The following is a 25,585-nucleotide window of genomic DNA, read 5'->3' on the forward strand; positions in this document are numbered from 1 at the left end:
CGATTATGAAACAATATTTTGTTCCCAACGGAGACAGTTGGGGCAAGGGCGGCGTAGTTGCGTATCTCAACGGAGAACGCCGGCCATCCGACGCTGCCTGCTGTCCGCCGTCCTGCCCTCCACCGCCTTGTCCGCCATCTCCCTGTCCTCCCCCTTGCCCGCCACCCTGTCCGCCCTGTCCGCCTCCGCCGGGTCCCACTGGCCCCACCGGCCCTCAGGGAATTCCCGGACCGGATGGTGCAACCGGTCCAACCGGTCCCCAGGGGATTCCAGGACCAGTGGGGGCCACCGGTCCTACCGGTGCCACCGGCGCTGCGGGTGCCACAGGCCCTACCGGCCCGACTGGCGCAACTGGTCCTGTCGGTCCCACGGGAGCTACTGGCCCTACTGGTGCTGCCGGACGGGACGGCACCGCCGCCACCGTGGAGGTGGGCACGGTTCAGACCGGGGCGCCAGGCACGGCTGCTGAGGTCAGCAATGTAGGAACTGCACAAAATGCAATCCTGAACTTTGTCATTCCTGCGGGCGTTACCGGTCCCACTGGAGCGACTGGTGCAGCAGGTGCTACCGGTGCAGCAGGTGCTACTGGCCCTACCGGCCCCACTGGAGCAACTGGTGCTGCGGGTGCTACTGGCCCTACCGGCCCCACTGGAGCAACTGGTGCTGCGGGTGCTACTGGCCCTACCGGCCCCACTGGAGCAACTGGTGCCGCGGGTGCTATTGGTCCCACCGGCCCCACCGGAGCAACTGGCGCAGCAGGTGCCACAGGGCCTACTGGACCCACTGGAGCGACTGGTGCCGCAGGTGCCACTGGTCCTACTGGCCCCACTGGAGCGACCGGTGCTGCGGGTGCTACTGGTCCCACCGGCCCCACTGGCGCGACCGGCGCAGCAGGTGCCACTGGTCCTACCGGCCCCACTGGAGCGACTGGAGCCGCAGGAGCCACTGGCCCCACCGGACCAACAGGTCCTACCGGCCCTGCCGGTCCCAGCGGAGAAACGGGTGCCGCTGGAACACCAGCCACCCTGGCTGTGGGTACCGTGACCACAGGCGCACCGGGCACAGATGCCCAAGTGACCAATTCGGGTACCCCCGAAAGTGCCGTTTTTGACTTCACCATTCCCAAAGGAGATACTGGTTCTCCCGCGCCTGTGTCTGTGCTGTCTGCCTACTCTACGCCGGCTCAGTCAGGAACCAGCGGTGGGGCGCTGCTGTTTGATAAAAACGGTCTTTCCTACGGCACGGACATGAGCCATACGGAAGGCAGCAGCACGTTCACAGTAAACCAGCCCGGCGTGTACGAAGTTTCCTTCCACGGAAGCTTTTCTCCGGTCAGCGGGGCAAACTTCCCTCAGAGTGTGGGTGTTTCCCTGCAGCAGAACGGTGCGGTGGTACCCGGAGCCACATCCCAGTATATTTTCCACACTTCAGCGCAGACGGCGGCCCTCTCGTTCAGTACACCGGTGGCGGTGTCTTCCGTTCCCGTGCAGCTGCAGGTGGTGGGCGACGGAGGCAACTACCTTTACAGCACCATTGGACTGTCCATTAACCGTCTGGGCGATATCCCGTCCTGAAGATAGGAAAACACTCCAAGATGGAGTGCCAACAGCCAAAGGGGCCGCCGCATACAGCGGCGGCCCCTTTCTTCAAACACAAAGTGAGGGAGGAGCAGAGCTTGAAGGTAGTCGTTTATGCCATCTGTAAGAACGAGAGCCAATTTGTGGGCCGCTGGATGGACTCCATGGGGGAGGCCGACCAGGTGGTGGTACTGGACACCGGCTCCACAGATGACACCGTGGAGAAGCTGCGGGCGCGGGGAGCGGAGGTAACCGTGGAGCAAATCCGCCCCTGGCGCTTTGACACGGCCCGCAACCGCTCCCTGGAGCTGGTGCCGGAGGATACGGACATCTGCGTGTGTACCGACCTGGACGAGGTCTTTCATCCGGGCTGGCGGACTCATCTGGAGGAGACTTGGGAGCCCGGAGCGGGTCAGGCCACCTATCGCTACACCTGGTCCTTTAACCCGGACGGCTCGGAGGGCGTGGTCTTCTGGTACGAGAAAATCCATGCCCGCCAGGGCTACCGCTGGACCCACCCCGTCCACGAGGTGCTCAGCTGGGTAGGAGAGGGGAAGCCCGGCCCCATGGTGGTGGCGGACGGGGTGCAGCTGGACCACCATCCGGACCCCACCAAGTCCAGAGGGCAGTATCTGCCTCTGCTGGAGCTGTCGGTGGCGGAGGACCCGGAGGACGACCGAAACGCCCACTATCTTGGCCGGGAATATATGTTCCACGGCCGCTGGGACGACTGTATCGCCACCCTGAAGCGCCACCTGGCCATGCCAAAGGCGGTCTGGAGGGATGAGCGGGCGGCCTCCATGCGGTATATTGCCAAATCCTATGCTCAGAAGGGGGAGGGGCGGCTGGCCCGGGACTGGTACCTACGGGCGATAGCGGAGGCCCCCCACCTGCGGGAGCCCTATATGGACCTGGCCATGCTCCTCTATGAGCAGGAGCAATGGGAGGGAGTGCTCTACTTTACCGGCTGTGCTTTGGAGATTCAGGAGCGCCCCCGCACCTATATCTGTGAGGCGGCCCCCTGGGGGAGCCTGCCCCACGATCTGCGCTCCATCGCCCTTTACCGCACCGGGCGGAAGGCGGAGGCCTTGGAGCAAGCCCGGCTTGCCCTCAGTCTGGAGCCGGGAAATGAGCGCCTCCGCGGCAACGTGGCCCTGCTGGAACAGGAAACGGCGGGCCGGACCCAATAGGTCCGGCCCGCCGCAGGGCGTTATTCAGGAAAAAGTCCAATCCGCCGGGTTGGAGGAGGACTCCTTGTACTCCGGATATTCCAACGCCCCATTCTGAACCACAAAGCCGAAATCCTGACACATAAACTGACGGCCATACTGGTCGGTAATGAGGGCGGCAAACTCAATGGCGTCCCCTTCTCCGGCCTCCAGCGTCATTTCCGACAGCGTGTAGTCAGACCAGTATCCCACCTCATCGGCGGTAACCACCTCCGTCTGGATGGAAGAGTCACTGTGGCCTCCAGTGGTATCCTCGGCCTTTTCCAGCCAGCGTACCAGCTTCCTGTTCCGGAACAGGCCCACCTGGACGCGGGCTACCTCCGACTGGTCCAGGAACGCGTAGACTGCCGGCGTGGAGTTGCTGCAGGAGGAGAAAGTAGCGGTAATGGGGGGGAGAGAGAAACTGCCGTCCTTGTTTTGTTCCAAACCCCATAGTTCGCTCCCTACCATCAAAGTGACGTCGGGGAAGGAGGCAGCATGCAGACTGGAGAAATTGTCCAGCAGCTGGGTCTGCCGGGTGTCCCCGGTGACAAAGACGGCGGACAGGGTGATGGAGTCAGTGAGGGGGCAGGTGAGCCGGGCGGTGAAGGCCTGACCGGAGCCCAGTTGGCCTTCGGCCTCCTGACTGCCCTCCCCATACTCAGCCAGGAAGGTGACGGTCATTCCCTCCACATAGGTCTTGGGCACCACCTTCAAATCAAAGGTGACGGTATTGTCCTTCAGGTCCGCGGAGACTGGTTGGGCGGAGTAGTCGGCGGTGAGGCTGTTCTGTGCCTTAAGAATCTCTTCCACCCGGCCAGTGAGGGAGCCGATCTGACCGTGCACGGAACTGGTAATATTCTCAATGGAATAGGACAGGTCGGAGTACTGATTCTGAAAGTTGTCCACCTTGGCGTTGATAGTAAACACCGAAGCCACGATGGCACCGCACATGCCGAACAGGATGCGCACTGACCACTTGTCCCAGGGGGACTTTCCCTTTCCGGATGTCCCCTTGGACACCATCTCCTCCACCTGCCGGCGCTGCTCCTCGCTCAGCTCTTTGGGCTCTGCCTGTTGCTGATAGCGGCGGAAGATCTCCTCAATCATGTGAAGCTGCTCCTCGCTCAGAGGGTCGCTTCCCTGGGTGCTCTCCTCCTCTACTCCCAGCAGCCAGCCCACCGGCACGTTGAACAGGCGGCTTAACGCCACAAGCTTGTCAATTTCGGGCAGGGAGGCGTCCGACTCCCACTTATAGATGGACTGCCGGGAAACACCCAGCCGCTCTCCCAATCCCTCCTGGGACAGCTCCAGCTCCTTCCGTTTGGCGGCGATGCGTTGTCCGGTTGTCATGGGTCATCCCTCCTTGTGGCTTGAGCCTAGCAGATATTGGAATTTCAGACCACCGCCCGGCGCTTGGCGTTTTGCTAACCGGCGGTTTACATGGGGCGAAAACCATTGGGGGAGAAGCGTTTCAGGGGTTAGTCCACCAAAATGGCGTTGGGGTAGATGTGCTTCATGCGGCTGTCGGGGAAGCGCTCGTCCAGAATCTGAGCCAGGGCGGAGGTGGGCGCGTCGGGCTGGGTCTGGCGCTGGACGTAACGGCCCATGGCCAGACAGGAGACAAGGATGTTGACAATCATAAAGACGATGAGGACCCAGCTGGCCGGCTTGCCCCACCGGACAGGAATTTTCTCAATCCAGCCGGAGAGCCTGGGGTAGATGAGCTTCAGCCACACCACCGAGGCGATGCCCCAGAAGAAGCAGTAGAGCAGGTTGATGCGTCCGCCCAGGTTGAAGGGCAGGTGGCTGTAATCCCAGAACACGGTGCCGAAGACCAGCTCGGTAAATACCGAGCAGATGTACTCGTAGGCGCCTCCCACCACGGTGCCTACCAGGAAGATGTAGCTGTCGCTGCGGTTGCGGTATTTATAGAGCACGGCGGTGAGAAGCACCGCCCCCAGCCCCCACACGATGGAGAAGGGGCCGTAGACCACGCTGCTCCGACTCATCCACACCCCGGCGGTGACCCGGCAGAAGATGGTCTCAATGATATCGCCCAGGAAGGCACCGATGAAAAAGAGCCACAGCAGCTTATAGAAGCAGCAGCCCTGGGCAAAGACGCCGGTGGACTGGCTTGCCGCCTCCCGGCGCCGGGCGGTGGATTCCTTCAGACGCTCCCGCTCCAGGTTGGGGTAGGCCCGGACCATACGGCGCTGGATGGCCCGGGTGACGGCGTTGTCCAGAGCCCGGGTGAGGCGGGCCCACCGCCGGGAGATTTGGCTGGGCTCCTTCAGGCTTCCGTTGAGCTGGAAGATAGCGGCCACAGATCCGAACAGGTCCGCTCCCAGCAGACACAGGATGGATACAAGCACAACGTTGCCCACTGTTTTTGGGAGAAGCCCCACCAGGGAGACGAGCAGGGGATTGCCCACAAAGACGCACAGCAGTGCCAGCAAACCCCAGAGCAGAGAGTATTTCAGGCAGATGTGGCCTTCAAACTGGAACTTTTCTCCGGAGTAGTCCCACCACTTCTGGCCAAAAATCTTTTCCAGCAGCACGCCGGTCAACAGCTCCAGGCCGGTGGCCAGAATGGCGCCGAACAGGAAGAGAAAGAAGGGGTTATCCCGCAGCTCGGGCAGAAACAGGGCGAACAGAACGCCGCCCAGGCCGTAGATAGGGGAGAAGGGGGCGTTCAGGAAGCCGCGGTTCAGAAGATGACGCTTTTTTGCTGCGGCCAGAGAGGTCTCCAGCAGCCAGCCCAGGAAGGAATAGACCAGGAAAAACCAACCGAGCTGGTAAAATGTATAATCCATAAATGCTCCTTAATCCGTATGTCTTGGGTTGATCAGCTCTGCTGGGCCAGGAAGGCCTCCACTGTGCTCCGGTCCGCCTGAACCGAGCCCTGCACAAAGTCGGGCTTGCCGCCGCCCCGGCCGCTGAGGGTCTGGTTCAGCTCCTTGGTGAAGGCGCGCAGATCGCCGCCCCGGAAGCCGATGGCGTACTTGTAGCCCTTGCCGTCCTCCCCGGAGAAGCAGGCGCACCGGCCCGGACACACCTGGAGCAGGGCGTCGCACAGCCGCCGCAGACCGTCGGGGGACAGGCCGGGCTCGAACACCACGGGGCTGTCCTGGCCGGCATAGGCCTGGGCCAGTGCCTCGAAGCGGGTGGCCTCCATGGTGAGGATACGGGACTTCAGCGCGGCGTTCTCCTCCAGCAGCCGCTCCGCCGCCGCGGCAGTCTCAAAGGGCTTGGCGGAGAGAAGATTGGAAATCCGGTGGTTTTGTTCCGCGATCCGGTTGAGGTACCGGAGGGCCCGGCCGCCGCATACCAGCTCAATGCGCACGCCCTCCCGGAACTTCTGCACCGACAAAAGCTTGATAAGCCCAATCTGTCCGGCGGAGGAGACGTGGGTGCCGCAGCAGGCGCAGGTGTCCGCACCGGGGAAGGTGACGATACGTACCTGACCGGTGAGCTCCTTCTTGCTGCGGTAGGTCAGCGCCTGCAGCTCCTCCCGGGAGGGATAGGAGACCTGAACCGGGCGGTCCTGCCAGAGGTAGCGGTTGGCCTCCTCCTCCAGCTCCGCCAGATCCCCCTCGTCCAGCAGGGTGTTGAGGTCGATGGTAATGACCTCGGTGCCCATGTGGAAGCCCACGTTGTCACAGCCCCACTTGGCGTGGGCAATACCGGAGACAATGTGCTCCCCTGAGTGGTTCTGCATGAGATCAAAGCGCCGTTCCCAGTCGATGATACCCTCCACCGTCTCACCGGGGGTCAGCGGGCCGTCGCAGGTATGTACCACCCGGCCCTCACGCTCATGGACCTCCAGAACCTGGACGCCGCCCAGCGTGCCGGTGTCCGAGGGCTGCCCGCCGCCCTCGGGGTAGAAGGCAGTTTGATTCAGCAGGACCTCAAATCCTTTTTTGCAGGGGGTACAGGCCTCCACCTGGGCAAAAAATCGGCACAGGTAGGAGTCTGTTTCATATAGCTTTTCCATAAAAGGTGACCTCGCACAATGTAAGTTTGGGCCCGGGCGGCTCCGCCCGGGCCCTGAATATTGACATCATATCACACTGCGGAGGGAAAGGCAAACGGCACAGTGGAGGGCGAGCCTAAAGGGCTTGCAGCAGCACCAGAAGAAAGCCGTATATCACGCTGGCGGAGATGCCGTAGACCAGCACCGGGCCGGCCACCACAAAGAGCTTAGCTGCCGTGCCGGTGATAAGTCCCTCACTTTTGAACTCCAGGGCGGGGGAGACCATGGCATTGGCAAAGCCGGTGATGGGGACCAGTGTGCCGGCTCCGGCGTGCTTGGCCAGCTTGTCAAAGGAACCCAGTCCGGTGAGCAGTGCAGCGGCCAGAATGAGGGTGATGGATACGGCGGTTCCCGCCTGGTCCTGATCCAGCCCACGCTGGCGGTAGAGGTTGGAGAGCAGCTGTCCCACTGTGCAGATGCTGCCCCCCACCACAAAGGCCCAGATGCAGTCCTTCAGGATGGGGGAGGGCTTGGCATATTGGCTGACCAGCTTGTTGTATTCCGTGTTGGTCATGAACGATCGCTCCTTGTAAATCACATGTATGCCTGATAGTCTGCCGCAAACGGAAAAAATTATGCTGCATTTTGAATGAAGGGAACTGGGGAGGCATACATTGAATGTGAGGTGATTTGGGGTGTATTATGGAAAGAAAACGCTGCTGTTGACCTGTCTGGCCACCATGCTGGTGGGAAGCGCCCTGCATTTTCTCTATTCTTCGGTGCCGGGGGCCATGACTGCCCTGTTTTCCCCGGTGAATGAGAGCCTGTGGGAGCATGTGAAAATCATCTTCTGGCCCTACCTTCTGGCGGCGGTGTGGCTTAACCGGGGAAGGCCGGGCGGAATCCGGCCATGGCTGCTGGCTCTGCCGCTGATGTGTCTTGTGATGCTGCTGCTGGGCTACCTGTATCACATCACGCTGGGCGGCGAGGCCATGTGGGTGGATATTGCCATTTATGTGCTGGTGATGGTCCTGGGCTTTTGGTTGCCCACCCAGTTTTCCGGTCCCTTCCAGGGAGTGAAGTGGATGCTGCCCGTCGGGGCGGTGCTGGTGCTGGGCATTCTGATTGCCGCATTTACCCTGTGGCCGCCGGAGCACATCCTCTTTGTGGATCTGTCCAGCACCAGCGCCTGGTTCCAGATTCCCTGCTGAAAGCGATGGACAGAGGGCACGGCCGCCTGCTATAATCGGAGCAGATACAACGGAGAGGGGCGTGAGGAGCCGGTGGTGGTATATGGAGCGGAGGGCCTGGAGCGGCGGGAGCAGGCCTATGAGCTGCTGGCACAAAGCGTTCGTCTCACCTGGGGGCTGGACACTCTGCCGGAAATCAGGAGGGCAGAGGAGGGAAAACCCTACTTTCCCCAAAAACCCGGACGGGAATTCAACCTCAGTCACAGCGGCAGTCTGGCCCTGTGTGCCCTGGACCAAAAGCCGGTGGGGGTGGATATCCAGGTGGTGAAACAGTGGCGTCCCGGCCTGCCCGCGCGGGTGTGCTCCCCGGAGGAGCTGGCATGGCTGGAGGGGGAGCGGGAGCTTTGGCCCGCCTTTGCCACCCTATGGGCGATGAAGGAGAGCCGGGTCAAGTGTACCGGCCGGGGCATCCGGGAGCGGTTGTCCGGAATCCGGATACCTGTCCCGCGCGCCGGGGTGAGCCTCTACGCTCTGGATGGCATGTGGTTTCGGATCTATGAAGGGGCAGGCTGGCGGGGTGCGGCCTGCGGTTTTGCTCCGCCGCCGGAAACCATTGAATGGCTGGGAAGGTTGTAGCGGACTGGAAAATTTCCTCTTTACAAGTGGAAGAAATCCTGCTATAATAACGGAGCGTCAATAGAGATGCGCCCGTAGTTCAATGGATAGAGCGTCAGATTCCGGTTCTGAATGTTGGGGGTTCGAGTCCCTTCGGGCGTACCAAGTCAGGGTAGATTATAAGGTCTACCCTGACTTTTTGTTTTTATAACTGTTGAGTCTATCGCCAATCAGGCTTCGTGCGCTGCACTCGCCTTCTTGGGAAGGGACCCGCAGCGGCCCGGTGTGCCCCCGGCACACCGTGCTGCGCTTCGGCTTCGGGCGTACCAAGTCAGGGTAGATTATAAGGTCTACCCTGACTTTTTTGTTTTTATAACTATTGCGTCTATCGCCAATCAGGCTTCGTGCGTTGCACTTGCCTTCTTGGGAAGGGACCCGCAGCGGCACGGCGTGCCCCCGGCACACCGTGCCGCGCTTCGGCTTCGGGCGTACCAAAAGGAAAAGACATCTGCGGAGAGCAGATGTCTTTTCCTTTTGTTGAGTACTTTCATGCCATGAGGCTCGGCCAAAGTTTAGTGCCGATGTTTCCAGGTAAGGAGCAGGGCGGAATTCACAATGACCAGCACAGAACCGGCGTTGTGAACCAATGCTCCGGTGACTGGGTTAAGTACCTTGGTAATGGCCAGGATGATGGCCAAGAAGTTCAGAGTCATGGAGAAGGTCAGGTTAAGCTTGATGGTGGTCATCATTCGGCGGGACAGGGCCAGCAGGTGGGGGAGCTCTTTGATTTCATCGTTCACCAGTGCAATGTCGGCCGCCTCCACAGCTACATCGCTGCCCACACCGCCCATGGCGATCCCCACGTCGGCCTTTTTCAGGGCGGGGGCATCGTTGATGCCGTCACCGATCATGCACACCCGGTTGCCGGCAGACTGAAGCGTGCCGATTTGCAGGAGCTTATCCTCCGGAAGGCAGTTGGCGTGAACCTCCTGAATGTGGAGCTGGGCAGCGATGGAGCGGGCCACATTTTCGTGGTCCCCGGTGAGCAGCACCGGCTGAACCCCCAGAGCCAGCAGCCGATCCACCATGGCAGCGCTGTCCGGGCGCAGGGTATCGGCCAGAACCACGCATCCGGCCAGTTTTCCGTCCACCGCCAGCCAGGTGACCGTGCGGCCCTGCTCCAGATGGGGCTGGACGGTAGCAGCCTGGTCGGGGGAGGGGGAAAGTTCGTGAGCGGCCAGCAGTGTTTCGTTTCCGGCCAATACGGTTCTGCCCTCCACCCGGGCGGAGACCCCTTGGCCGGGAATCATCTGAAACTGCTCCGCGGGAGGGAGCGGTTCTGAGCAGCCCTCTTTCCGGCAGCGGAGAATGGCCTTGCCCAGGGGGTGCTCAGAGAGCTGTTCCGCTCCGGCAGCCAGGGTGTAGAGCTCCTCTTCTGTATGTTCGGAGAAGGAGAGAACGGCGATGACCTGAGGCGTTCCCTGGGTCAGTGTCCCCGTCTTATCGAAGGTTACTTTGGACACGGTGGCCAGCCGTTCCAGGGCGTCTCCCTCCCGGACCAGAAAGCCGTGCTTGGTGGCGTTGCCGATGGCGGCCATGATGGCGGTGGGAGTAGCCAGCACCAGAGCGCAGGGGCAGAACACCACCAGAATGGTGACCGCCCGGATGCTCTCTCCGGTAGCCAGCCAGGTCAGCACCGCGGCAGTGAGGGCGATGACCACAATCCAGGTGGCCCAGCGGTCGGCCAGCCCCACGATATTGGCTTTGCCTGCGTCAGCGGACTGGACCAGGCGGATCATGCGCTGGATGGAGCTGTCCTCGCCCACCTTCACGGCTTCCATCTCAAAGGCTCCGAACTGGTTGACAGTGCCGCTGGACACCGGATCACCGGGGCTCTTGTCCACCGGCATGGACTCGCCGGTCATCACTGCCTGGTTGATGGAGGTCTCACCGGAGCGGATGACGCCGTCCACCGGTACTGTCTCCCCAGGCAGCACCCGCAGCCGGTCCCCGATGCGCACCTGCTGGGCAGGGATGACAGTCTCGCCCTGGGCGGTCAGCACCCGGGCCGTCTGGGGGGTGAGATGGACCAGCTTCTCAATGCCTGCCCGGGCCCGGGCCACGGTGAGGTCCTCCAGCAGCGCCCCCAGCTGCATAATGAAGGCTACCTCGCCGGCGGCGAAGTCCTCACCAATATAAACCGAGGCAATGAGCGCCAGAGAGACCAGCACATCGGCCTTGATGTCGAAGGCGGTGACCAGACCGATGACTGCCTCCAGGAGAATGGGCACTCCGCACAGGACGATGGCCACCCAGGCTGCATCGAAGGGGAGGGGGATGAGGTCAAATATGCTGACGGCCAGCGCCAGCCCGGAGAGAATGAGAAACAGAATATCCCGCTTCGTTCCACCCAGCTCCAGCAGATGTTCCAGGAATTGGATGCCGCGTTTCATAGCAACCCTTCTTTCCAGTAAGTCCGGATTTTAGGCTTATTATACCTATGGGGGTATAGGTTGTCAAGGCTGAGAGAATGGCATCTTCGAGTTTACCCGTTCAAGGATGTCTTTTCCAGAAAAGAAAAAGTTTGGAACCCAGTAGAAAAAACGGTTGACAAGGAAGGCGGCGAGTGATATATTGATGCAGAGTTAGATATTGCTAACCAAAGAAAGGCAGGTGTTGTTTATGAATCTGACCCAGGCGCAGGAGGGAAAAGAGTACATGATCCGGCAGATCAAGACGGATGATGAAGAGCTGAACGCCTTTTTGTTCTCTCTGGGCTGCTACAGTGGGGAGCCTGTCACGGTGATTGCCCGCCGGAAGGACAGCTGCGTGGTTTCCATCAAGGACGGACGCTATAACATCGATCTCCAGCTGGCATCTGCCATCCTGATCTGAGCGGTCGGGAGGGCAGATAGCCGCTGCTTTTTTTGACCAATGATTAGCTAATGCTAACTTCTGGTGTGTGTCTTGTTTCCATTACCATCCTGAATGCAAAAAAGTAAGAGGAGGAATCAAATTATGAGAATTGCTCTCACAGGCAATCCCAACAGCGGAAAAACCACCATGTTTAACGCCCTGACCGGGCGGAATGAGCGGGTGGGTAACTGGGCTGGCGTCACCGTGGAAAAGAAGGAGAGCCCCATTAAGAAGACCTACTGGACGGGCAGCGAGGAGCTCATCGCGGTGGACCTGCCCGGCGCCTACTCCATGTCGCCCTTTACCTCGGAGGAAAGCATCACCAGCGGCTACGTCAAGCATGAGAACCCGGACGCCATCATCAACATTGTGGACGCCACTAACCTGAGCCGCAGCCTGTTTTTCACCACGCAGCTGCTGGAGCTGGGCATTCCCGTGGTGGTGGCCCTGAACAAGAGCGACCTGAATGAGAAAAAGGGGACCACCATTGATGTGGACAACCTGTCCAAGAAGCTGGGGTGTCCGGTGATTGCCACCGTCTCCACCTCCGGGGACGGGAAGGGACTGGCGGAGACCGTCCGGGCGGCGGCTGCCCTGAAGGGGAGAGGACAGCAGGCTCCCTATACCGAGGGCGACATTGATCTCACCGACAAAAAGCAGGTGGAGGAGGCCGACCGCCAGCGGTTTGCCTTCGTCAATCAGCTGGTCTCCCAGGTGGAAAAGCGCAAGGTGCTCACCCGGGAAAAGAACTCCGACGATGCCATTGACGCTATCCTGACCAACAAATTCCTGGGGATTCCCATCTTTGCGGTGGTGATGTTCCTGGTGTTCCAAATCTCCCAAGTGTGGGTGGGTCCCTGGATCGCAGAGGGGTATGAATTTGCCAATGGCACGACCATTCCCGGACTGGTGACGCTGATTGAAGGACTCCAGAGTTCGGTGTCCGACGCCCTGGCCGGAGCCAATCCCCTGCTCTCTGCGCTGCTGGCTGACGGCATCATCGGCGGCGTGGGCGCCGTAGTGGGCTTCCTGCCCCTGGTGATGGTGATGTACTTCCTCATCGCCCTGCTGGAGGACTGCGGCTACATGGCCCGTGTGGCCGTGGTGCTGGATCCCATTTTCAAGAAGGTGGGCCTGTCCGGCAAGTCGGTCATTCCCTTTGTCATCGGCACCGGCTGTGCCATTCCCGGCGTTATGGCCAGCCGCACCATCCGCAACGAGCGGGAGCGCCGGGCCACCGCTATGCTCACCCCCTTCATGCCCTGCGGCGCTAAAATCCCTGTGATTGCCCTCTTTGCCGGCGCCTTCTTTGACGATGCCGGCTGGGTCAGTTTTACTATGTACTTCACCGGAATCGTGCTTATCTTCCTGGGCGCCCTGCTGGTGAACAAGATTGCGGGCTATAAGAACCGCAAGTCCTTCTTTATTATCGAACTGCCCGAATACAAGGTGCCCTCTCTGTGGTTTGCCATCAAGGCCATGTGCAGCCGGGGCTGGGCCTACATTGTGAAGGCCGCTACCATCATCCTGCTGTGCAACACCGCCGTGCAGGTGATGCAGACCTTCGACTGGAGCTTCCAGGTGGCTGAGAGCGCGGATACCTCCATCCTGGCCTCTATCGCCGGCCCCTTTGCCTACCTGCTGGTGCCCATTGTGGGCGTCCTCAGCTGGCAGCTGGCTGCCGCCGCCGTCACCGGCTTTATTGCCAAGGAGAACGTGGTGGGTACTCTGGCCGTCTGTTTTGTGGGGCTGGAGAACTTCATTGATGTGGATGAGCTGGCCATGATTGAGGGCAGCGGAGCCGAGGTGGCTGGGATCATTGCCATCACCAAGGTGGCTGCTCTGGCCTATCTGATGTTCAACCTCTACACGCCTCCCTGCTTTGCCGCCATCGGCGCCATGAACTCCGAGATGAAGAGCGCCAAGTGGCTCTGGGCCGGTATCGGCCTGCAGCTGGGCACCGGCTATACCGTGGCTTTCCTGGTTTACCAGATTGGTACCCTTATCACCACAGGCAGCCTGGGTGCGGCCTTTGTCCCTGGCCTGATTGCCGTGTGTGTCTTTGCCGCCGTGCTGGTGTACCTGGTGATGCGGACGGATCGGAATCTGGCGGCGGAATACGCATTGAGCGGCGCAGTCAAGTAAGACACGCCTTGGAAAGGAGATTGTTATCATGACGGATATCATCCTTGCAGCGGTCATCGGAGCCATTGTGCTGGTTGCGGCCTGGTACATCATCAGAGCCAAGCGCAGCGGAGCCAAATGCATTGGCTGTCCGGCGGGCGGATGCTGTTCTCACAAGCAGGGAGAGCCGTCTCCCTGTTCCTGCGGGGGCTGCAGCGGCCATGAGACGGCCTGCAGCTGTCACGCAGAGGAGTGACGGGAAACGTCTCCTGTTCGGAAACTGCAATGGAAAGGCCCTGTCCCGGGCGTGCAGAACGCACACCCGGGACAGGGCTTTTTTGTTTGTGGTTCGTTTGGACCGGGTGTACTTCCGGAAAAGAGGCCGCGGCTAATTTTGAACATAAAAGGTGGGAGATACACAGTGCTGTTTCAGACAGACGAGAAAATCTGCTTTATGACAACAATAATTTGACCTTTGCCCAAAACGAGGAGACCCAGGTACCAGTCCACACGGACGAGAAATCAAGAGAGGAGTTGCCGGAACGCTGAGCTATAAAGAAAAGCGCCGCCCGGGACCTTTGTGGCCTCCGGGCGGCGCTTGTGCAGTTCGGTCTTACTCTTACAGAGTGGACGAATCGTCCTTTTCCTCCTGCGTGGGAGAGGCGGAGTCTGCCTCGGAAGAAGTGTCCTGAGAAGGAGCGGAATCGGAGGGCTGCGCAGAAGTCTCAGGCTCCTGGCTGTCCTTCTCGGCCGTCTCATCTTCCTGGGACTGGCCGTCCTCCTCCAGGGAAGGCGCCTTGATCTCCTCGCTGATCATGTGGATATGACGGGCGGGGGGCTCAATATGATCGGGCTGGGAGGGGCGGAAGGAGGGCTGCTCTTGCTTGCGGGTGGAGGCATAGGCGTCCTCTACCAGAGCGGGGTCCCGGCCTTCGATGATGGCCACCATCTCGCCGCCGGTGATGGTTTCCTTCTCCAGCAGGTAGGCAACCACCTTGTGCATGTCCTCCAGGTTCTCCTGGATGACCTTCACCGCGTCTTCGTAGCACACGTCCAGAATGGCCTTCACGGCCTTGTCCATGACGGCAGCGGTATCCTGGGCGCAGTCCAAGCCGTAGCCGCCGTCCAGGTACTGGTTGCGGACAGAGCCCAGAGCCATCATGCCGAACTCCTCGCTCATGCCGAACATGGCCACCATGTTCCGGGCCACGTTGGTGGCGTCCTGAATGTCCTGGGAAGCGCCGTTGGTCATGGTGTTCAGAACCACCTGCTCGGCGGCACGGCCGCCCATGGAGACAGCAATCTTGGCCATCAGCTCTTCCTTGGTGCGCAGGTTGGTCTTGTCCTCCTCGGGCATCAGCAGAGTGTAGCCCAGAGAGCCCTCGGTATGGGGAACAATGGTAATCTTCTGCACCGGCTCAGCGTTCTTCTGCTTGTAGGCCACCATAGCGTGACCCACCTCATGGTAGGCCACCAGCTTCTTCTCGAACTCGGTAAGGACGGAATTCTTCTTCTCACTGCCGGCGATGACGAACTCAAAGGAGGCCAGCAGGTCCTCCTGGGTGACCAGATGGCGGCCATGGCGGACGGCGCGCAGAGCGGCCTCGTTCACCAGGTTGGCCAGGTCGGCGCCCACGGTGCCGGCGGTGGCCAGGGCGATCTTCTTCAGGTCCACGTCTTCGGCCAGCTTAATCTTCCGGGTGTGTACCTGGAGGGTGGCCAGACGGCCGGCCAGGTTGGGACGGTCAATGGTAATGCGCCGGTCGAAGCGGCCGGGACGGAGCAGGGCCTTGTCCAGCACCTCGGGGCGGTTGGTAGCGCCCAGCACAATGACGCCCTTGCCTGGATCAAAGCCGTCCAGCTCAGCCAGCAGCTGGTTCAGAGTCTGCTCCCGCTCGTCGTTGCCGCCCATGCGGTTGTCGCGGGATTTGCCGATGGTGTCGATCTCGTCGATGAAGATGATACAGGGGGCCATCTTGCTGGCTTCCTTGAAGAGGTCACGGACACGGCTGGCGCCCACGCCCACGAACATCTCCACGAAGTCCGAGCCGCTGATGGAGAAGAAGGGAACGCCCGCCTCTCCGGCCACGGCCTTGGCCAGCAGGGTCTTACCGGTGCCCGGCGGGCCCACCAGCAGAGCGCCCTTGGGCAGCTTTGCGCCGATTTCCGTGTACTTTTGCGGGTTATGCAGGATGTCTATAACCTCCTGCAGCGATTCCTTGGCCTCGTCCTGTCCGGCCACGTCCCGGAAGGTGACGCCGGTGGATTTCTCCACATAGACCTTAGCGTTGGACTTGCCCACATTGCCGATGCCGCCGATGCCGCCCTTGCCGCCAATGCCGCGGTAGAGGAAGAGCATGGCGCCCACCATGATGACCACAGGCAGCAGGTAGGAGAGTACCAGAGACAGAATGTAGGAGGAGCTGTCCACCGGCTCGTCATAGTAGGCGGTGTTATGCTCGTCCATCAACTGGTAGATCTCCACGTCCGGTACCGAGGTGGGCGTGGTGACGTAGACCACCTCCTGATTGCCCTGGGGCAGCCAGGAGAAGGCGCTGTTGGTTGTTTTGTCCTCCTCAGGCAGCTCCACCGTAACACCCTCGCGAAGGGTGATGGTGTATTTGCCCGACTGCATGAGGACGCGTTCTACCTTATCCTCCTGCACCCACTGTTTAAAGGTGGAGTAATCCACCTGTACCTCGTTGGCACTGGCATAGGAGGCCGAGCAGCTGCGGAACAGCAGCGTCAGCACCAGAGCCCACAAAATAAGGGTGATGAGGCCAAAGGTATTTTTTTTGTTGTTTCCCTTGTCTGGTTTCAAAGGAGAATACCTCCGCATATTTCAATAATTTTCCCGTTGAAACAGGTTGCATTGGAGTTTATCATAGCACATTCCTTTTTTAAAAACAAGGAAGCGGGGTGTAAACTTTCTGTGAAAGAAGAAAAAAGCCTGCTGGGCAATTTGCTACTTCCACCCGGCAGTCAAATATGTTATACTGAACAATACCTGTCGAATGGAATTGAAATGGGAGGATGCAGGCATGAACAACAGACCGCCCCTGCGCCGCTCCGCGCCGGTGGAGACGGAGAACGACGGAATCATCGAGGGCCGCAACGCTGTCATTGAGGCGCTGCGGGCCGGCGTGGCCATTGATAAAATTTTTCTGCTGAAGGGCGAGCGGGACGCCGCCCTGGGGCATATTGCCTCCACGGCCCGGGAAAAGGGCATTGTGGTGGTGGACGCTGACCGGCGCAAGCTGGACAATATGAGCCGCACCCACTCCCATCAGGGAGTCATTGCCCAGGCGGCCGTGCGGGAGTACGCCAGTGTGGACGACATTCTGAATATCGCCCGGGAGAAGGGGGAGCCGCCCCTCATCGTGGTGTGCGACGAGCTCAGTGACCCCCATAACCTGGGTGCGGTCATCCGTACCGCCGACGCCGCCGGAGCCCACGGGGTGATCATCCCCAAGCGCCGCTCCGCCGGCCTCACCGCCGTGGTGGCCAAGACCTCCGCCGGGGCGGTGGCCCATGTGCCGGTAGCCCGGGTGCCCAATCTGCCCGCCCTGCTGAAGGAGCTGAAGGAGGAGGGGATCTGGGTCTTCGGCACCGCGGCCGAGGGCACCACCTCCCTCTATAAGGCCGATTTGAAGGGCCCTGCCGCCATCGTCATCGGCAGCGAGGGAGAGGGCATGGGCCGTCTGGTGACGGAGAACTGCGATTTCACCGTGTCCATCCCCATGTTTGGCAAGATCAACTCCCTGAACGCCTCGGCTGCGGCGGCTGTGCTGCTCTATGAGGCAGTGCGCCAGCGCATGGGCGAGGGCTGAGGACCCGCATAAATTTTCATTCAGAGACCGAGGAACGGATCCATGGGCGATCGCGAGAAGAAACAACTGAACAATAACGATGACCTGCAGCAGGTCAAGTCGCTCATCGGGGACGCCGACGGGGATGGATTCTCTCTGGATGACATTCTGGCGGAGTTTGGGTCGGGGCGCTCTGAGGGACAGGGGGCCGTGCCGGTGAAGCCCCGCCAGGAGGAGCAAGACCTGCCCTGGCCTGCGGCGCCCCGCCGGTCCCACGCCTCCCGCCAAGGGAAGGTAGTGTCTTTCCCGGGAAAAAGGATTCGGCCCCAGGAACCGGAGGAGGACGAACCGGAGCAGGAGCCGGAGGAGGAGCGTACCTATCCTCAGGTTCCCCCCGAGGAAGAGGATGAGCCGGAGGAGCTTGAGGACGCGTGTGAAGAAGAGACGGAGGAACCCTCAGAGGAGGAGCAGGAGGAGGACGGGGAAGACGCCGTCATCCAGTTCCCGGAAGAGGAGAGTGTTCTGGGATCCTTTTTAAAGGATGTTACCCGGAAGGCGGACAATTACGCCGACCGGATGTTTGAGGAGGACGAGCGCACCGACCCGGAAGAGGTGCGCCGCCTGGAGCGGCTGATTCCCGGCACTGACCAGGAGGAGGAGCCGGAGGAGGATGTGCGGCGGTTCCGCCGCCCGCCCAAGGTGGAGCCGCCTCCGCCGGATACGCCGCCTCAGGAGCTGGCCCGGACCTATGGGAAGGGCTTGAAGGGCCTGCGGACAAGAGCGCTGCTGCTGTTTTTGCTGGCCGCTCTTGCGCTGGCGCAGCTGATTGTGCCCTCTGTGGGGCTTGTCTGGCTTCCTCCGCTGGACGGAGCTCAGGTGCAAAGCTGGATTGCCGTAGGCCTGCTGGGAGCGGGCGCCCTGTTGTCACTGGACGTGCTGGGAACCGGCATTGGCCGGGCCTTCCGGGGCAAGGTGGAGATGGATACTCTAGCCGCCCTGGCCTGTCTCTTTACTCTGGCAGATGGAATCCTGCTGGCTCTGGAGCCAGGAGAGAAACTGCGCCTTCCCTATACGGCGGTGGTGCTGGCCGACCTCTTTCTGCTGCTCCACGGCCGATATCATAAGCGCTGCGCCCAGCGGTTGTCCTGCCGGGTGGCGGCGGCCTCCTCCAGCCCCTACCGGGTGACCCAGGACGAGGGCAAATGGAACGGCCGGGACGCCTACACCAAGTGGTCGGGCACGGCGGAGGGCTTCGGCAGCCAGATTCAGATGGATGACGGAGCTCAGCGGATTTTTCACCGCGTCTGTCCGCTGCTGCTGCTGGGCGATGTGGTGCTGGCTATGCTGGCCACCGTGGGTGCCGGACATACCGAAAATTTGGCCTGGGGCCTGTCGGCGCTGTTCAGCGCCTCCGCCGCTTTCGGCAGCGGTCTGGCCTACGGCCGGTCCTTTCATAAGCTGGCCCGCCGCCTGAGCCAGAGCGGCGCGGCCCTGGCCGGATGGCCGGGAGTGGTTGGGTCCCGCCGGGGCGGTCGGGTGCTGATTACCGACACCGACCTGTTTCCGCCGGGCTATGTGGAGTTTAATGGCTATAAGGTAATGGGAAATTTCCCCGTGGAGCGGGTGATGGCCTATACCGCCACCCTGCTGCGGGACGCGGGCAGCGGCCTGGCCCGGCTGTTCCATGAGCAGCTGCGGGCCATGGGCGGACTGCTGCGCAACGCCGAGCGCCTGTGCTGCTATGAGGGCGGCGGTCTGTCCGCCAACATCCGGGGCGACCAGGTCTTGGTGGGCTCGGCAGCCTTTATGAACCTGATGGAAATTTCCCTGCCCCCGGGCCTGAACGTAAAAAGCGCCGTGTTCTGCGCCATCAACGGAGAACTGGCAGGTATTTTCGCCCTGAATTACACCCTGCCCGATACAGTCTTCCCCTCGGTGGAGGAGCTGATGCGGGAGAAAATCGGGCTGGTGCTGGCCACCCGGGACTTTAACCTCATCCCCGCCATGCTTCAGCAGCGGTTTAAGCTGGCGGCAGACAAGATGGACTTTCCGCCGGTGGAGCGCCGCCGGGAGCTGTCCGATCCGGAGCAGCCCCACGGGGATACCCTTACCGCTCTGCTGTGCCGGGAGGGCATCTTCCCCTTTGCTGAGGCGGTGACCGCAGCCCGCCGTCTGCGCCGTGCCGCCCGGGTGGGCGCAGTGTTGTGCTGTATGGGCGCGGTACTGGGTATGGCCCTGGCGGCCTACTTGGTGTCCGCTGTGGCTTACAGCTCCCTGTCCCCCCTGAACCTGCTGGTTTATTCCATTGCCTGGCTGATTCCCGTCTGGTTTTCTTCCGGATGGGTGCATCGGTTCTGAATATGAAAAAATCCCTGCTGTCCAATGGGCAGCAGGGATTTTTTACTAAAATCGGTAGGCCAGAAATCCGGCCAGCAGAAGCTGTAAAATCAGCAGAACAGGGAAGCCAAAGCGGAAATACCAGTGCCTGGTCTTGTGGTGGAAGAGATGCATCCCAACCGTACCGCCCAGGGCGCCTCCCAGCAGGGCGGCGAGAAACAGCGTCTTTTCCGGGATACGCCAGGCGTCCCGCCGGGCCTTCCACTTGTCCAGCCCCATGAGGGTGAAGGTAATGAGGTTGATGACTGCCAGCCAGACAAGAACGACTTTTAAGAGAAACGCGGGCATAGAAACTCCTTTACAGTCCGTTGACGATGAAGTTGGGGCGCTTGCCCTCCAATACCAGGCGCAGGCTGTTCCACATGTTGGCGTGGGCCCGGCGGAAGGAGCCGCCGGTGATGCCGCCCAGGTGGGGGGAGTAGATGGCCCGGTCCTGCACCTCCGGAGGCAGGTCCACCAGAGGGTGGTCGGCGGGGGTGGGCTCGGGTGCCAGAGTATCCACGGCGATGCCGCCCAGACGTCCCTCCATGAGGGCCTGACGTACTGCCTGGTTGTCCAGCAGGTCACCCCGGGCGGTGTTTACCAGGATGGCGTTGGGCTTCATTTTGGAGAGGAGATCTGCATTGACCATCTCCCGGGTCTCATCGGTCACCGCGCAGTGGAGGGAGAGAATGTCGCACCGGGCGGCCAACTCCTCCAGAGGCAGGTAGGTAACGCCAAAGTCCTGCTCCACCGCCTCCGGACGGCGGTGGGGAGTATAGTAGTAGAGGGGGCAGCCGAAGGGCTGGAGGCGGCGGGCGGTGGCCTGGGCGATGTCGCCAAAGCCCACAAGGCCCACCGTGCACAGACCGAGCTCCGGGGAATCGGAGACCATCACAGCCTCCTTCATGGTGATTTGCTGTCCGGCTCTGACGGCGTTGTGGCCGGTGATGCCGTGGCGCAGAGCCATGAGCATGAGCATGACCGTGTGCTCGGCCACAGAGGCGGCGTTGCAGCCCTTGTTGTTGCACACAAAAATACCACGTTCCCGGGCGGCCTCCAGATCAATGCGGTTAAAGGCTACGCCCTCGGAGTGGATGAGCTTCAGCTGGGGCAGCAGCTCCATCATGGCCCGTTCCACCGGAGTGATGGCGTCCACAAACAGAGCCTGGGCGTCGGGGTGCCGGGCAGCGGCCTCGTGCAGAGGCTGGTCAATGGGGCAAAACACTGGCTCCACGGGCAGTTGGGCCACAAAATCCGGCTGATAGGCCTGGTAACGGGCCTGAGAACCAAAAATAAGTACCTTCAAACAAATCCCTCCCGGAATAGAATCGACAAAATTAAGTATAACATTCTTTCATTCTTCCGGCAAGAAGCGAGGAGAATGGAGAAAATGAAATTAGCACTCTATATTTGAGAGTGCTAGAATTTACAATTTAGACATAAAGTTTGCGAGAATTGTTCATAATCCGGAGCTATACTAAAGCCAAAGTTAAGAAGGGCCCAGGGAACGGCGAGGTGCCGCAGAAACCCGGCCCGAAAGGAGTTTTGAGTTATGTATAGTTTGCTTCCCTTTGGACGTTACACCAATAATAGTTTGAACAGCCTGTTTGATGATTTTGAGCGCAGCTTCTTCCCCGTGGACCGCAGCCAGATGCCCGCCTTCCGTACCGACATCAAGGATGAGGGCGACCACTTCCTGCTGGAGGCCGACCTGCCCGGCTTCCGGAAGGAGGACATTGACCTGCACCTGCAGGATGGCCTGCTGACCATCACCGCCAAGCACGATGAGACCTCGGAGAACAAGGATGAGAACGGCAAGTATGTCTGCCGGGAGCGCCGTGTGGGTAGCTTCACCCGTTCCTTCAATGTCTCCGGCATTCAGGAAGACGCCATCAGCGCCAGCTATGAAAACGGCGTGCTGAAGCTGACTCTGCCCAAGCAGGGTGAGCCCGAGCCCCAGAGCCGGAAGATCGCCATCCAGTAAGGATGGATATGCGGAAAAGGCAGGCCTGCGGGCCTGCCTTTTCTTTGAAAAAATTTGCCCAACCCCCTTGCCAAATGGGAGGAAATAGGCTATCATAATTTTAGCACTTAGATAATACGAGTGCTAAAACTTAATACAAAAAATGGAAACCCGAAAAGGAGGTTTCTTCCATATGAATATGAATCAGTTTACGCAAAAATCCCTTTCTGCCATCCAGGGGGCCAGGGATCTGGCCCAGGAGTACGGGCAGCAGCAGATTGAGCAGCAGCACCTGCTGCTGGCGCTGGTGTCCGACCAGGAGGGCTTTATTCCCCAGCTGCTCACCGCCATGGGAATGACGGTGCCCAGCTTTGAGGCGGCCATCAAGGCCGAGGTGGAAAAGCTGCCCAAGGTATCCGGCGGCAGCCGGGAGGCAGACAAAATCTATGTGGCTCAGGACGTGGACAAGGCACTGAAGAGCGCCGAGCAGGCGGCAGAGTCCATGAAGGACGAGTATATCTCGGTGGAGCACATCTTCCTGGGCCTGCTGGACAGCGCCAACCGGGAGCTGAGCCAGCTCTACCGCACCTATAACGTCACCCGGGAGCGGGTCATGCAGGCTTTGGCCTCCGTCCGGGGCAATCAGCGGGTTACCAGCGACAACCCGGAGGAGACCTATGATGCTTTGAAGAAGTACGGCTCCGATCTGGTGGAGCGGGCCCGTCAGAACAAGCTGGACCCCGTCATCGGCCGGGATGATGAAATCCGGAACGTCATCCGTATCCTCTCCCGGAAGAGCAAGAATAACCCCGTCCTCATCGGCGAGCCCGGCGTGGGCAAGACCGCCATCGCCGAGGGCCTGGCCCAGCGGATTGTAAAGGGGGACGTGCCCAGCTCCCTGAAGGACAAGACCATCTTTGCCCTGGATATGGGCTCCCTCATTGCCGGCGCCAAGTACCGCGGCGAGTTTGAGGAGCGTCTGAAAGCCGTCCTGAATGAGGTGAAGAAGTCCGAGGGCAAGATCATCCTGTTCATCGATGAGCTTCATACCATTGTGGGCGCGGGCAAGACCGAGGGCGCCATGGACGCAGGCAACCTGCTCAAACCCATGCTGGCCCGGGGCGAGCTCCACTGCATCGGTGCCACCACCCTCAATGAGTACCGGCAGTATATTGAAAAGGACGCCGCTCTGGAGCGCCGGTTCCAGCCCGTCATGGTGAACGAGCCCACGGTGGAGGACGCCATCGCCATCCTCCGTGGCCTGAAGGAGCGCTACGAGGTGTACCACGGTGTGAAAATCACCGACGGCGCCATCATCGCCGCCGCCACCCTCAGTAACCGCTATATCACCGACCGGTTCCTGCCCGACAAGGCTATCGACCTGGTGGATGAGGCCTGTGCCATGATCCGCACGGAGATGGACTCCATGCCCACCGAGCTGGACGTCATCCAGCGGAAGATCATCCAGCATGAGATTGAGGAGGCCGCCCTGAAGAAGGAGACCGACAAGCTCTCTCAGGAGCACCTGGCGGAAATCCAGAAGGAGCTCTCTGACATGCGGGAGGAGTTCAAGGCCAAGAAGGCCCAGTGGGACAACGAGAAGGGCGCCATCGGCAAGGTGCAGAAGCTCCGTGAGGACCTGGAAGCCGCCAACGCCGCGCTGGAGAAGGCCCAGCGGGAGTACGACCTCAATAAGGCCGCCGAGCTCCAGTACGGCAAGATTCCTGAGCTGAAAAAGGCCCTGGAGGCGGAGGAGCAGATTGCCAATGAGAGCCGTCAGCGCTCCCTGCTGCGGGACAAGGTCACCGAGGAGGAGATCGCCCGCATTATCGAGCGCTGGACCGGTATCCCCGTGGCCCGGCTCATGGAGGGCGAGCGGGAGAAGCTGCTGCATCTGGAGGACATCCTCCACAAGCGTGTGGTGGGCCAGGACGAGGCGGTGCGCCTGGTGTCCGAGGCCATTCTGAGAAGCCGCGCCGGCATCGCCGACCCCAATAAACCCATTGGATCCTTCCTGTTCCTGGGTCCCACCGGTGTCGGTAAGACGGAGCTGGCCAAGACCCTGGCCGAGGCCCTCTTTGACAGCGAGAAGAACCTGGTGCGCATCGACATGACCGAGTACATGGAGAAATTCTCCGTCTCCCGGCTCATCGGTGCCCCTCCGGGATATGTGGGCTATGAGGAGGGCGGCCAGCTCACCGAGGCGGTGCGCCGTCACCCCTACTCCGTCATCCTCTTTGATGAGGTGGAGAAGGCCCACCCTGACGTGTTCAACATCCTCCTGCAGGTGCTGGACGACGGCCGGATTACCGACAGCCAGGGCCGCACGGTGGACTTCAAGAACACCATCATCATCCTCACCTCTAACCTGGGCTCCCAGTTCCTGCTGGACGGCATCGATGAAAACGGCGAGATCAGCCAGGAGGCCCGGGACCAGGTGAACGAGCTGCTCAAGCGCTCCTTCCGCCCGGAGTTCCTGAACCGGCTGGATGAGATTGTCTTCTATAAGCCTCTCACGAAGGAGAACGTGACCCACATCATCGACCTGATGGTGGCCGAGCTCAACAAGCGTCTGGAGGATAAGCAGCTCACCGTCACCCTCACCCCCGCGGCCAAGGCGGAAATCATCAACGCGGCCTACGACCCCATCTACGGTGCCCGGCCCCTGCGCCGTTACCTGCAGCACACCGTGGAGACGCTGATCAGCAAGAAGATCATCGCCGACCAGGTGGAGGGCGGCCAAACCCTCACGGTGGATTGTCGGGACGGCCAGCTGGTGGTGGACAGCCACGAGGTGCTCACCGGCGAGGTTATCGACCTGTAAGCCGACTGCGCTGCCGTAAAAATCAATCCCCCGTGCTCTCTGCCAAAGCAGAGAGCACGGGGGATTTTTTATGGGTGGAGTGAGGGATTTACTCCACCGGGGAACAGGCCCACAGATTGCGAATCTGGGGGGCCAGGGTATCAAAGTCCCACCGCTTTTCACTGTTGGAGGGGCGGTTGGGGTCATTGAGGCAAATTTGTCCGTCCTCCATCCCGGTGAGGAGGATGAAGTGGCCGCTGGTGGTGAAGTCGCCGGGACCCATGCTGCAAATGACAGGATGGCCGTTTTTCAGTTCCCGGGTGACAATCCCCTCGTCCAGCGGGAGCTCCTCCGCCTCCAATCCATAGTGGCGGCAGCCCTCCCGCATGAGGTCCCAGCTGGAGCCGGAGCCATCCACGTACCAGCCCGCCTCCTGGGCGTATTGGGCCACCACCCAGGGGGTGATGGTGTTGTCTCCCGTCAGGCCGCACACCGCCATGGACAGCACGGTGGGACCGCAGCCGGTGAGGCCCATCAGCCCATCCCCGTAGGTCTGGTAGCCCCAGCGCTCATCCCACTGCAGGAGCTGAGGAAATGTTCCTTGCTGTACCTCACCCACCGTCTTTGCGGCGGGCTCGTCCTTTTTCTGGGGGTAGTCCAGCACAAAGTCAAGGGCCTCCGGGTTGCGGGCAGCCAGCTCCAACAGTGCTTCGGGATAGCGGCCCGGGTGGTCCAGCAGAGGCTGGGCCTCGGGCTGGCTGTCCGCCAGGGCCTTCAATTCATCGGTCAGGGTCTGGGGAAGCTGAGGCGCGGAATGGAATCCCTCGTAGATCCGGGGCAGAAAGAAAATGGCCAGTCCCAGCAAAATACCGGCAGCAAACAGCTTGGGCAGGGGGCTTCGGCGTTTCCTCCTCCGTTGAGAGGAGCGGGAGCGCCGGGGTGTATCATAGAGGTCATTTGGATCCTGAGAGGAATACATACCATCACCATCTTACAAAAGCCTTGATGCGGCAGGAGCAGCGCCC

21 protein-coding genes and 1 tRNA gene are annotated in these 25,585 nt (G+C 60.8%); 12 read left to right on the forward strand and 10 right to left on the reverse strand.

Annotation, left to right across the window (positions count from 1 at the left end; genetic code table 11):
• Positions 1-66 precede the first annotated feature (66 nt).
• The gene (locus tag AC3YUO_RS09200) at positions 67-252 is read right to left on the reverse strand and encodes a hypothetical protein (protein WP_489962741.1); all 186 of its coding nucleotides are present in this window, start codon (positions 250-252) and stop codon (positions 67-69) included.
• Positions 253-278: 26 nt separating this feature from the next.
• On the opposite strand from AC3YUO_RS09200, the gene AC3YUO_RS09205 reads away from it, so the two are divergent.
• Both AC3YUO_RS09205 and AC3YUO_RS09210 read left to right on the forward strand, forming a co-directional pair.
• Complete coding sequence (locus tag AC3YUO_RS09205; protein WP_489962742.1) at positions 279-1,574, forward strand: collagen-like domain-containing protein; 1,296 nt, start codon at positions 279-281, stop codon at positions 1,572-1,574.
• Between the two features lie 101 nt (positions 1,575-1,675).
• On the forward strand, positions 1,676-2,767 hold the full coding sequence (locus AC3YUO_RS09210; protein WP_489962743.1) for a tetratricopeptide repeat-containing glycosyltransferase: 1,092 nt from the start codon (positions 1,676-1,678) through the stop codon (positions 2,765-2,767).
• A 24-nt stretch (positions 2,768-2,791) separates the two neighbouring features.
• Here AC3YUO_RS09210 and AC3YUO_RS09215 read toward each other — a convergent pair whose 3' ends face one another.
• The 4 genes from AC3YUO_RS09215 to spoVAC all read right to left on the reverse strand — a co-directional run bounded on the left by AC3YUO_RS09215 (position 2,792) and on the right by spoVAC (position 7,335).
• Entirely contained in the window at positions 2,792-4,138 is a 1,347-nt protein-coding gene (locus AC3YUO_RS09215) for a helix-turn-helix domain-containing protein (protein WP_489962744.1), read from the reverse strand.
• Between the two features lie 128 nt (positions 4,139-4,266).
• Positions 4,267-5,601 (reverse strand): putative ABC transporter permease, encoded by a 1,335-nt coding sequence (locus AC3YUO_RS09220; RefSeq protein ID WP_489962745.1) that lies wholly within the window; start codon positions 5,599-5,601, stop codon positions 4,267-4,269.
• Positions 5,602-5,633: 32 nt separating this feature from the next.
• A complete protein-coding gene (locus tag AC3YUO_RS09225; protein WP_489962746.1) occupies positions 5,634-6,782 on the reverse strand; it encodes an alanyl-tRNA editing protein in 1,149 nt (382 codons plus the stop codon).
• 115 nt (positions 6,783-6,897) lie between these two features.
• Positions 6,898-7,335, reverse strand: a complete 438-nt coding sequence (gene spoVAC, locus AC3YUO_RS09230) for a stage V sporulation protein AC (protein ID WP_489962747.1) — start codon at positions 7,333-7,335, stop codon at positions 6,898-6,900.
• A 121-nt stretch (positions 7,336-7,456) separates the two neighbouring features.
• Between spoVAC and AC3YUO_RS09235 the strand changes: the two genes are divergently transcribed.
• From AC3YUO_RS09235 to AC3YUO_RS09245, 3 genes are all read left to right on the forward strand, one after another.
• On the forward strand, positions 7,457-7,972 hold the full coding sequence (locus tag AC3YUO_RS09235; protein WP_489962748.1) for a DUF6512 family protein: 516 nt from the start codon (positions 7,457-7,459) through the stop codon (positions 7,970-7,972).
• Between the two features lie 72 nt (positions 7,973-8,044).
• Positions 8,045-8,587 carry a 4'-phosphopantetheinyl transferase family protein gene (locus AC3YUO_RS09240; RefSeq protein ID WP_489962749.1) on the forward strand — a complete coding sequence of 181 codons (543 nt, stop codon included), beginning with the start codon at positions 8,045-8,047 and terminating at the stop codon, positions 8,585-8,587.
• A 68-nt stretch (positions 8,588-8,655) separates the two neighbouring features.
• Positions 8,656-8,731, forward strand: a tRNA-Arg gene (locus AC3YUO_RS09245).
• Positions 8,732-9,138: 407 nt separating this feature from the next.
• On the opposite strand, the gene AC3YUO_RS09250 is transcribed toward AC3YUO_RS09245, so the two are convergent.
• Positions 9,139-11,019 carry a heavy metal translocating P-type ATPase gene (locus AC3YUO_RS09250; RefSeq protein ID WP_489962750.1) on the reverse strand — a complete coding sequence of 627 codons (1,881 nt, stop codon included), beginning with the start codon at positions 11,017-11,019 and terminating at the stop codon, positions 9,139-9,141.
• 229 nt (positions 11,020-11,248) lie between these two features.
• Between AC3YUO_RS09250 and AC3YUO_RS09255 the strand changes: the two genes are divergently transcribed.
• From AC3YUO_RS09255 to AC3YUO_RS09265, 3 genes are all read left to right on the forward strand, one after another.
• The gene (locus AC3YUO_RS09255) at positions 11,249-11,461 is read left to right on the forward strand and encodes a FeoA family protein (protein WP_489962751.1); all 213 of its coding nucleotides are present in this window, start codon (positions 11,249-11,251) and stop codon (positions 11,459-11,461) included.
• Positions 11,462-11,584: 123 nt separating this feature from the next.
• Positions 11,585-13,627, forward strand: coding sequence for a ferrous iron transporter B (gene feoB / locus AC3YUO_RS09260; protein ID WP_489962752.1), 2,043 nt, complete (start codon positions 11,585-11,587; stop codon positions 13,625-13,627).
• Between the two features lie 28 nt (positions 13,628-13,655).
• On the forward strand, positions 13,656-13,862 hold the full coding sequence (locus tag AC3YUO_RS09265) for a hypothetical protein (RefSeq protein WP_489962753.1): 207 nt from the start codon (positions 13,656-13,658) through the stop codon (positions 13,860-13,862).
• A gap of 363 nt (positions 13,863-14,225) precedes the next feature.
• On the opposite strand, the gene ftsH is transcribed toward AC3YUO_RS09265, so the two are convergent.
• Positions 14,226-16,427: an ATP-dependent zinc metalloprotease FtsH gene (gene ftsH / locus AC3YUO_RS09270; protein ID WP_489962754.1), complete on the reverse strand. Its 2,202-nt coding sequence runs from the start codon at positions 16,425-16,427 to the stop codon at positions 14,226-14,228.
• Positions 16,428-16,647: 220 nt separating this feature from the next.
• On the opposite strand from ftsH, the gene rlmB reads away from it, so the two are divergent.
• The gene (gene rlmB / locus AC3YUO_RS09275) at positions 16,648-17,436 is read left to right on the forward strand and encodes a 23S rRNA (guanosine(2251)-2'-O)-methyltransferase RlmB (RefSeq protein ID WP_489962755.1); all 789 of its coding nucleotides are present in this window, start codon (positions 16,648-16,650) and stop codon (positions 17,434-17,436) included.
• 42 nt (positions 17,437-17,478) lie between these two features.
• The gene (locus tag AC3YUO_RS09280; protein ID WP_489962756.1) at positions 17,479-19,773 is read left to right on the forward strand and encodes a hypothetical protein; all 2,295 of its coding nucleotides are present in this window, start codon (positions 17,479-17,481) and stop codon (positions 19,771-19,773) included.
• A gap of 45 nt (positions 19,774-19,818) precedes the next feature.
• On the opposite strand, the gene AC3YUO_RS09285 is transcribed toward AC3YUO_RS09280, so the two are convergent.
• The gene (locus AC3YUO_RS09285; protein ID WP_489962757.1) at positions 19,819-20,100 is read right to left on the reverse strand and encodes a DUF1294 domain-containing protein; all 282 of its coding nucleotides are present in this window, start codon (positions 20,098-20,100) and stop codon (positions 19,819-19,821) included.
• A gap of 10 nt (positions 20,101-20,110) precedes the next feature.
• Positions 20,111-21,100 carry a 2-hydroxyacid dehydrogenase gene (locus AC3YUO_RS09290; protein WP_489962758.1) on the reverse strand — a complete coding sequence of 330 codons (990 nt, stop codon included), beginning with the start codon at positions 21,098-21,100 and terminating at the stop codon, positions 20,111-20,113.
• 246 nt (positions 21,101-21,346) lie between these two features.
• Between AC3YUO_RS09290 and AC3YUO_RS09295 the strand changes: the two genes are divergently transcribed.
• Together AC3YUO_RS09295 and clpB are read left to right on the forward strand one after the other, a co-directional pair.
• Positions 21,347-21,778 carry an Hsp20/alpha crystallin family protein gene (locus AC3YUO_RS09295; protein ID WP_489962759.1) on the forward strand — a complete coding sequence of 144 codons (432 nt, stop codon included), beginning with the start codon at positions 21,347-21,349 and terminating at the stop codon, positions 21,776-21,778.
• Between the two features lie 172 nt (positions 21,779-21,950).
• Positions 21,951-24,581, forward strand: a complete 2,631-nt coding sequence (clpB, locus tag AC3YUO_RS09300; protein ID WP_489962760.1) for an ATP-dependent chaperone ClpB — start codon at positions 21,951-21,953, stop codon at positions 24,579-24,581.
• Between the two features lie 88 nt (positions 24,582-24,669).
• On the opposite strand, the gene AC3YUO_RS09305 is transcribed toward clpB, so the two are convergent.
• A complete protein-coding gene (locus tag AC3YUO_RS09305; RefSeq protein ID WP_489962761.1) occupies positions 24,670-25,539 on the reverse strand; it encodes a C39 family peptidase in 870 nt (289 codons plus the stop codon).
• Between the last annotated feature and the right edge of the window lie 46 nt (positions 25,540-25,585).

It is taken from the genome of Pseudoflavonifractor sp. HNCC25GI2 (assembly GCF_058136395.1).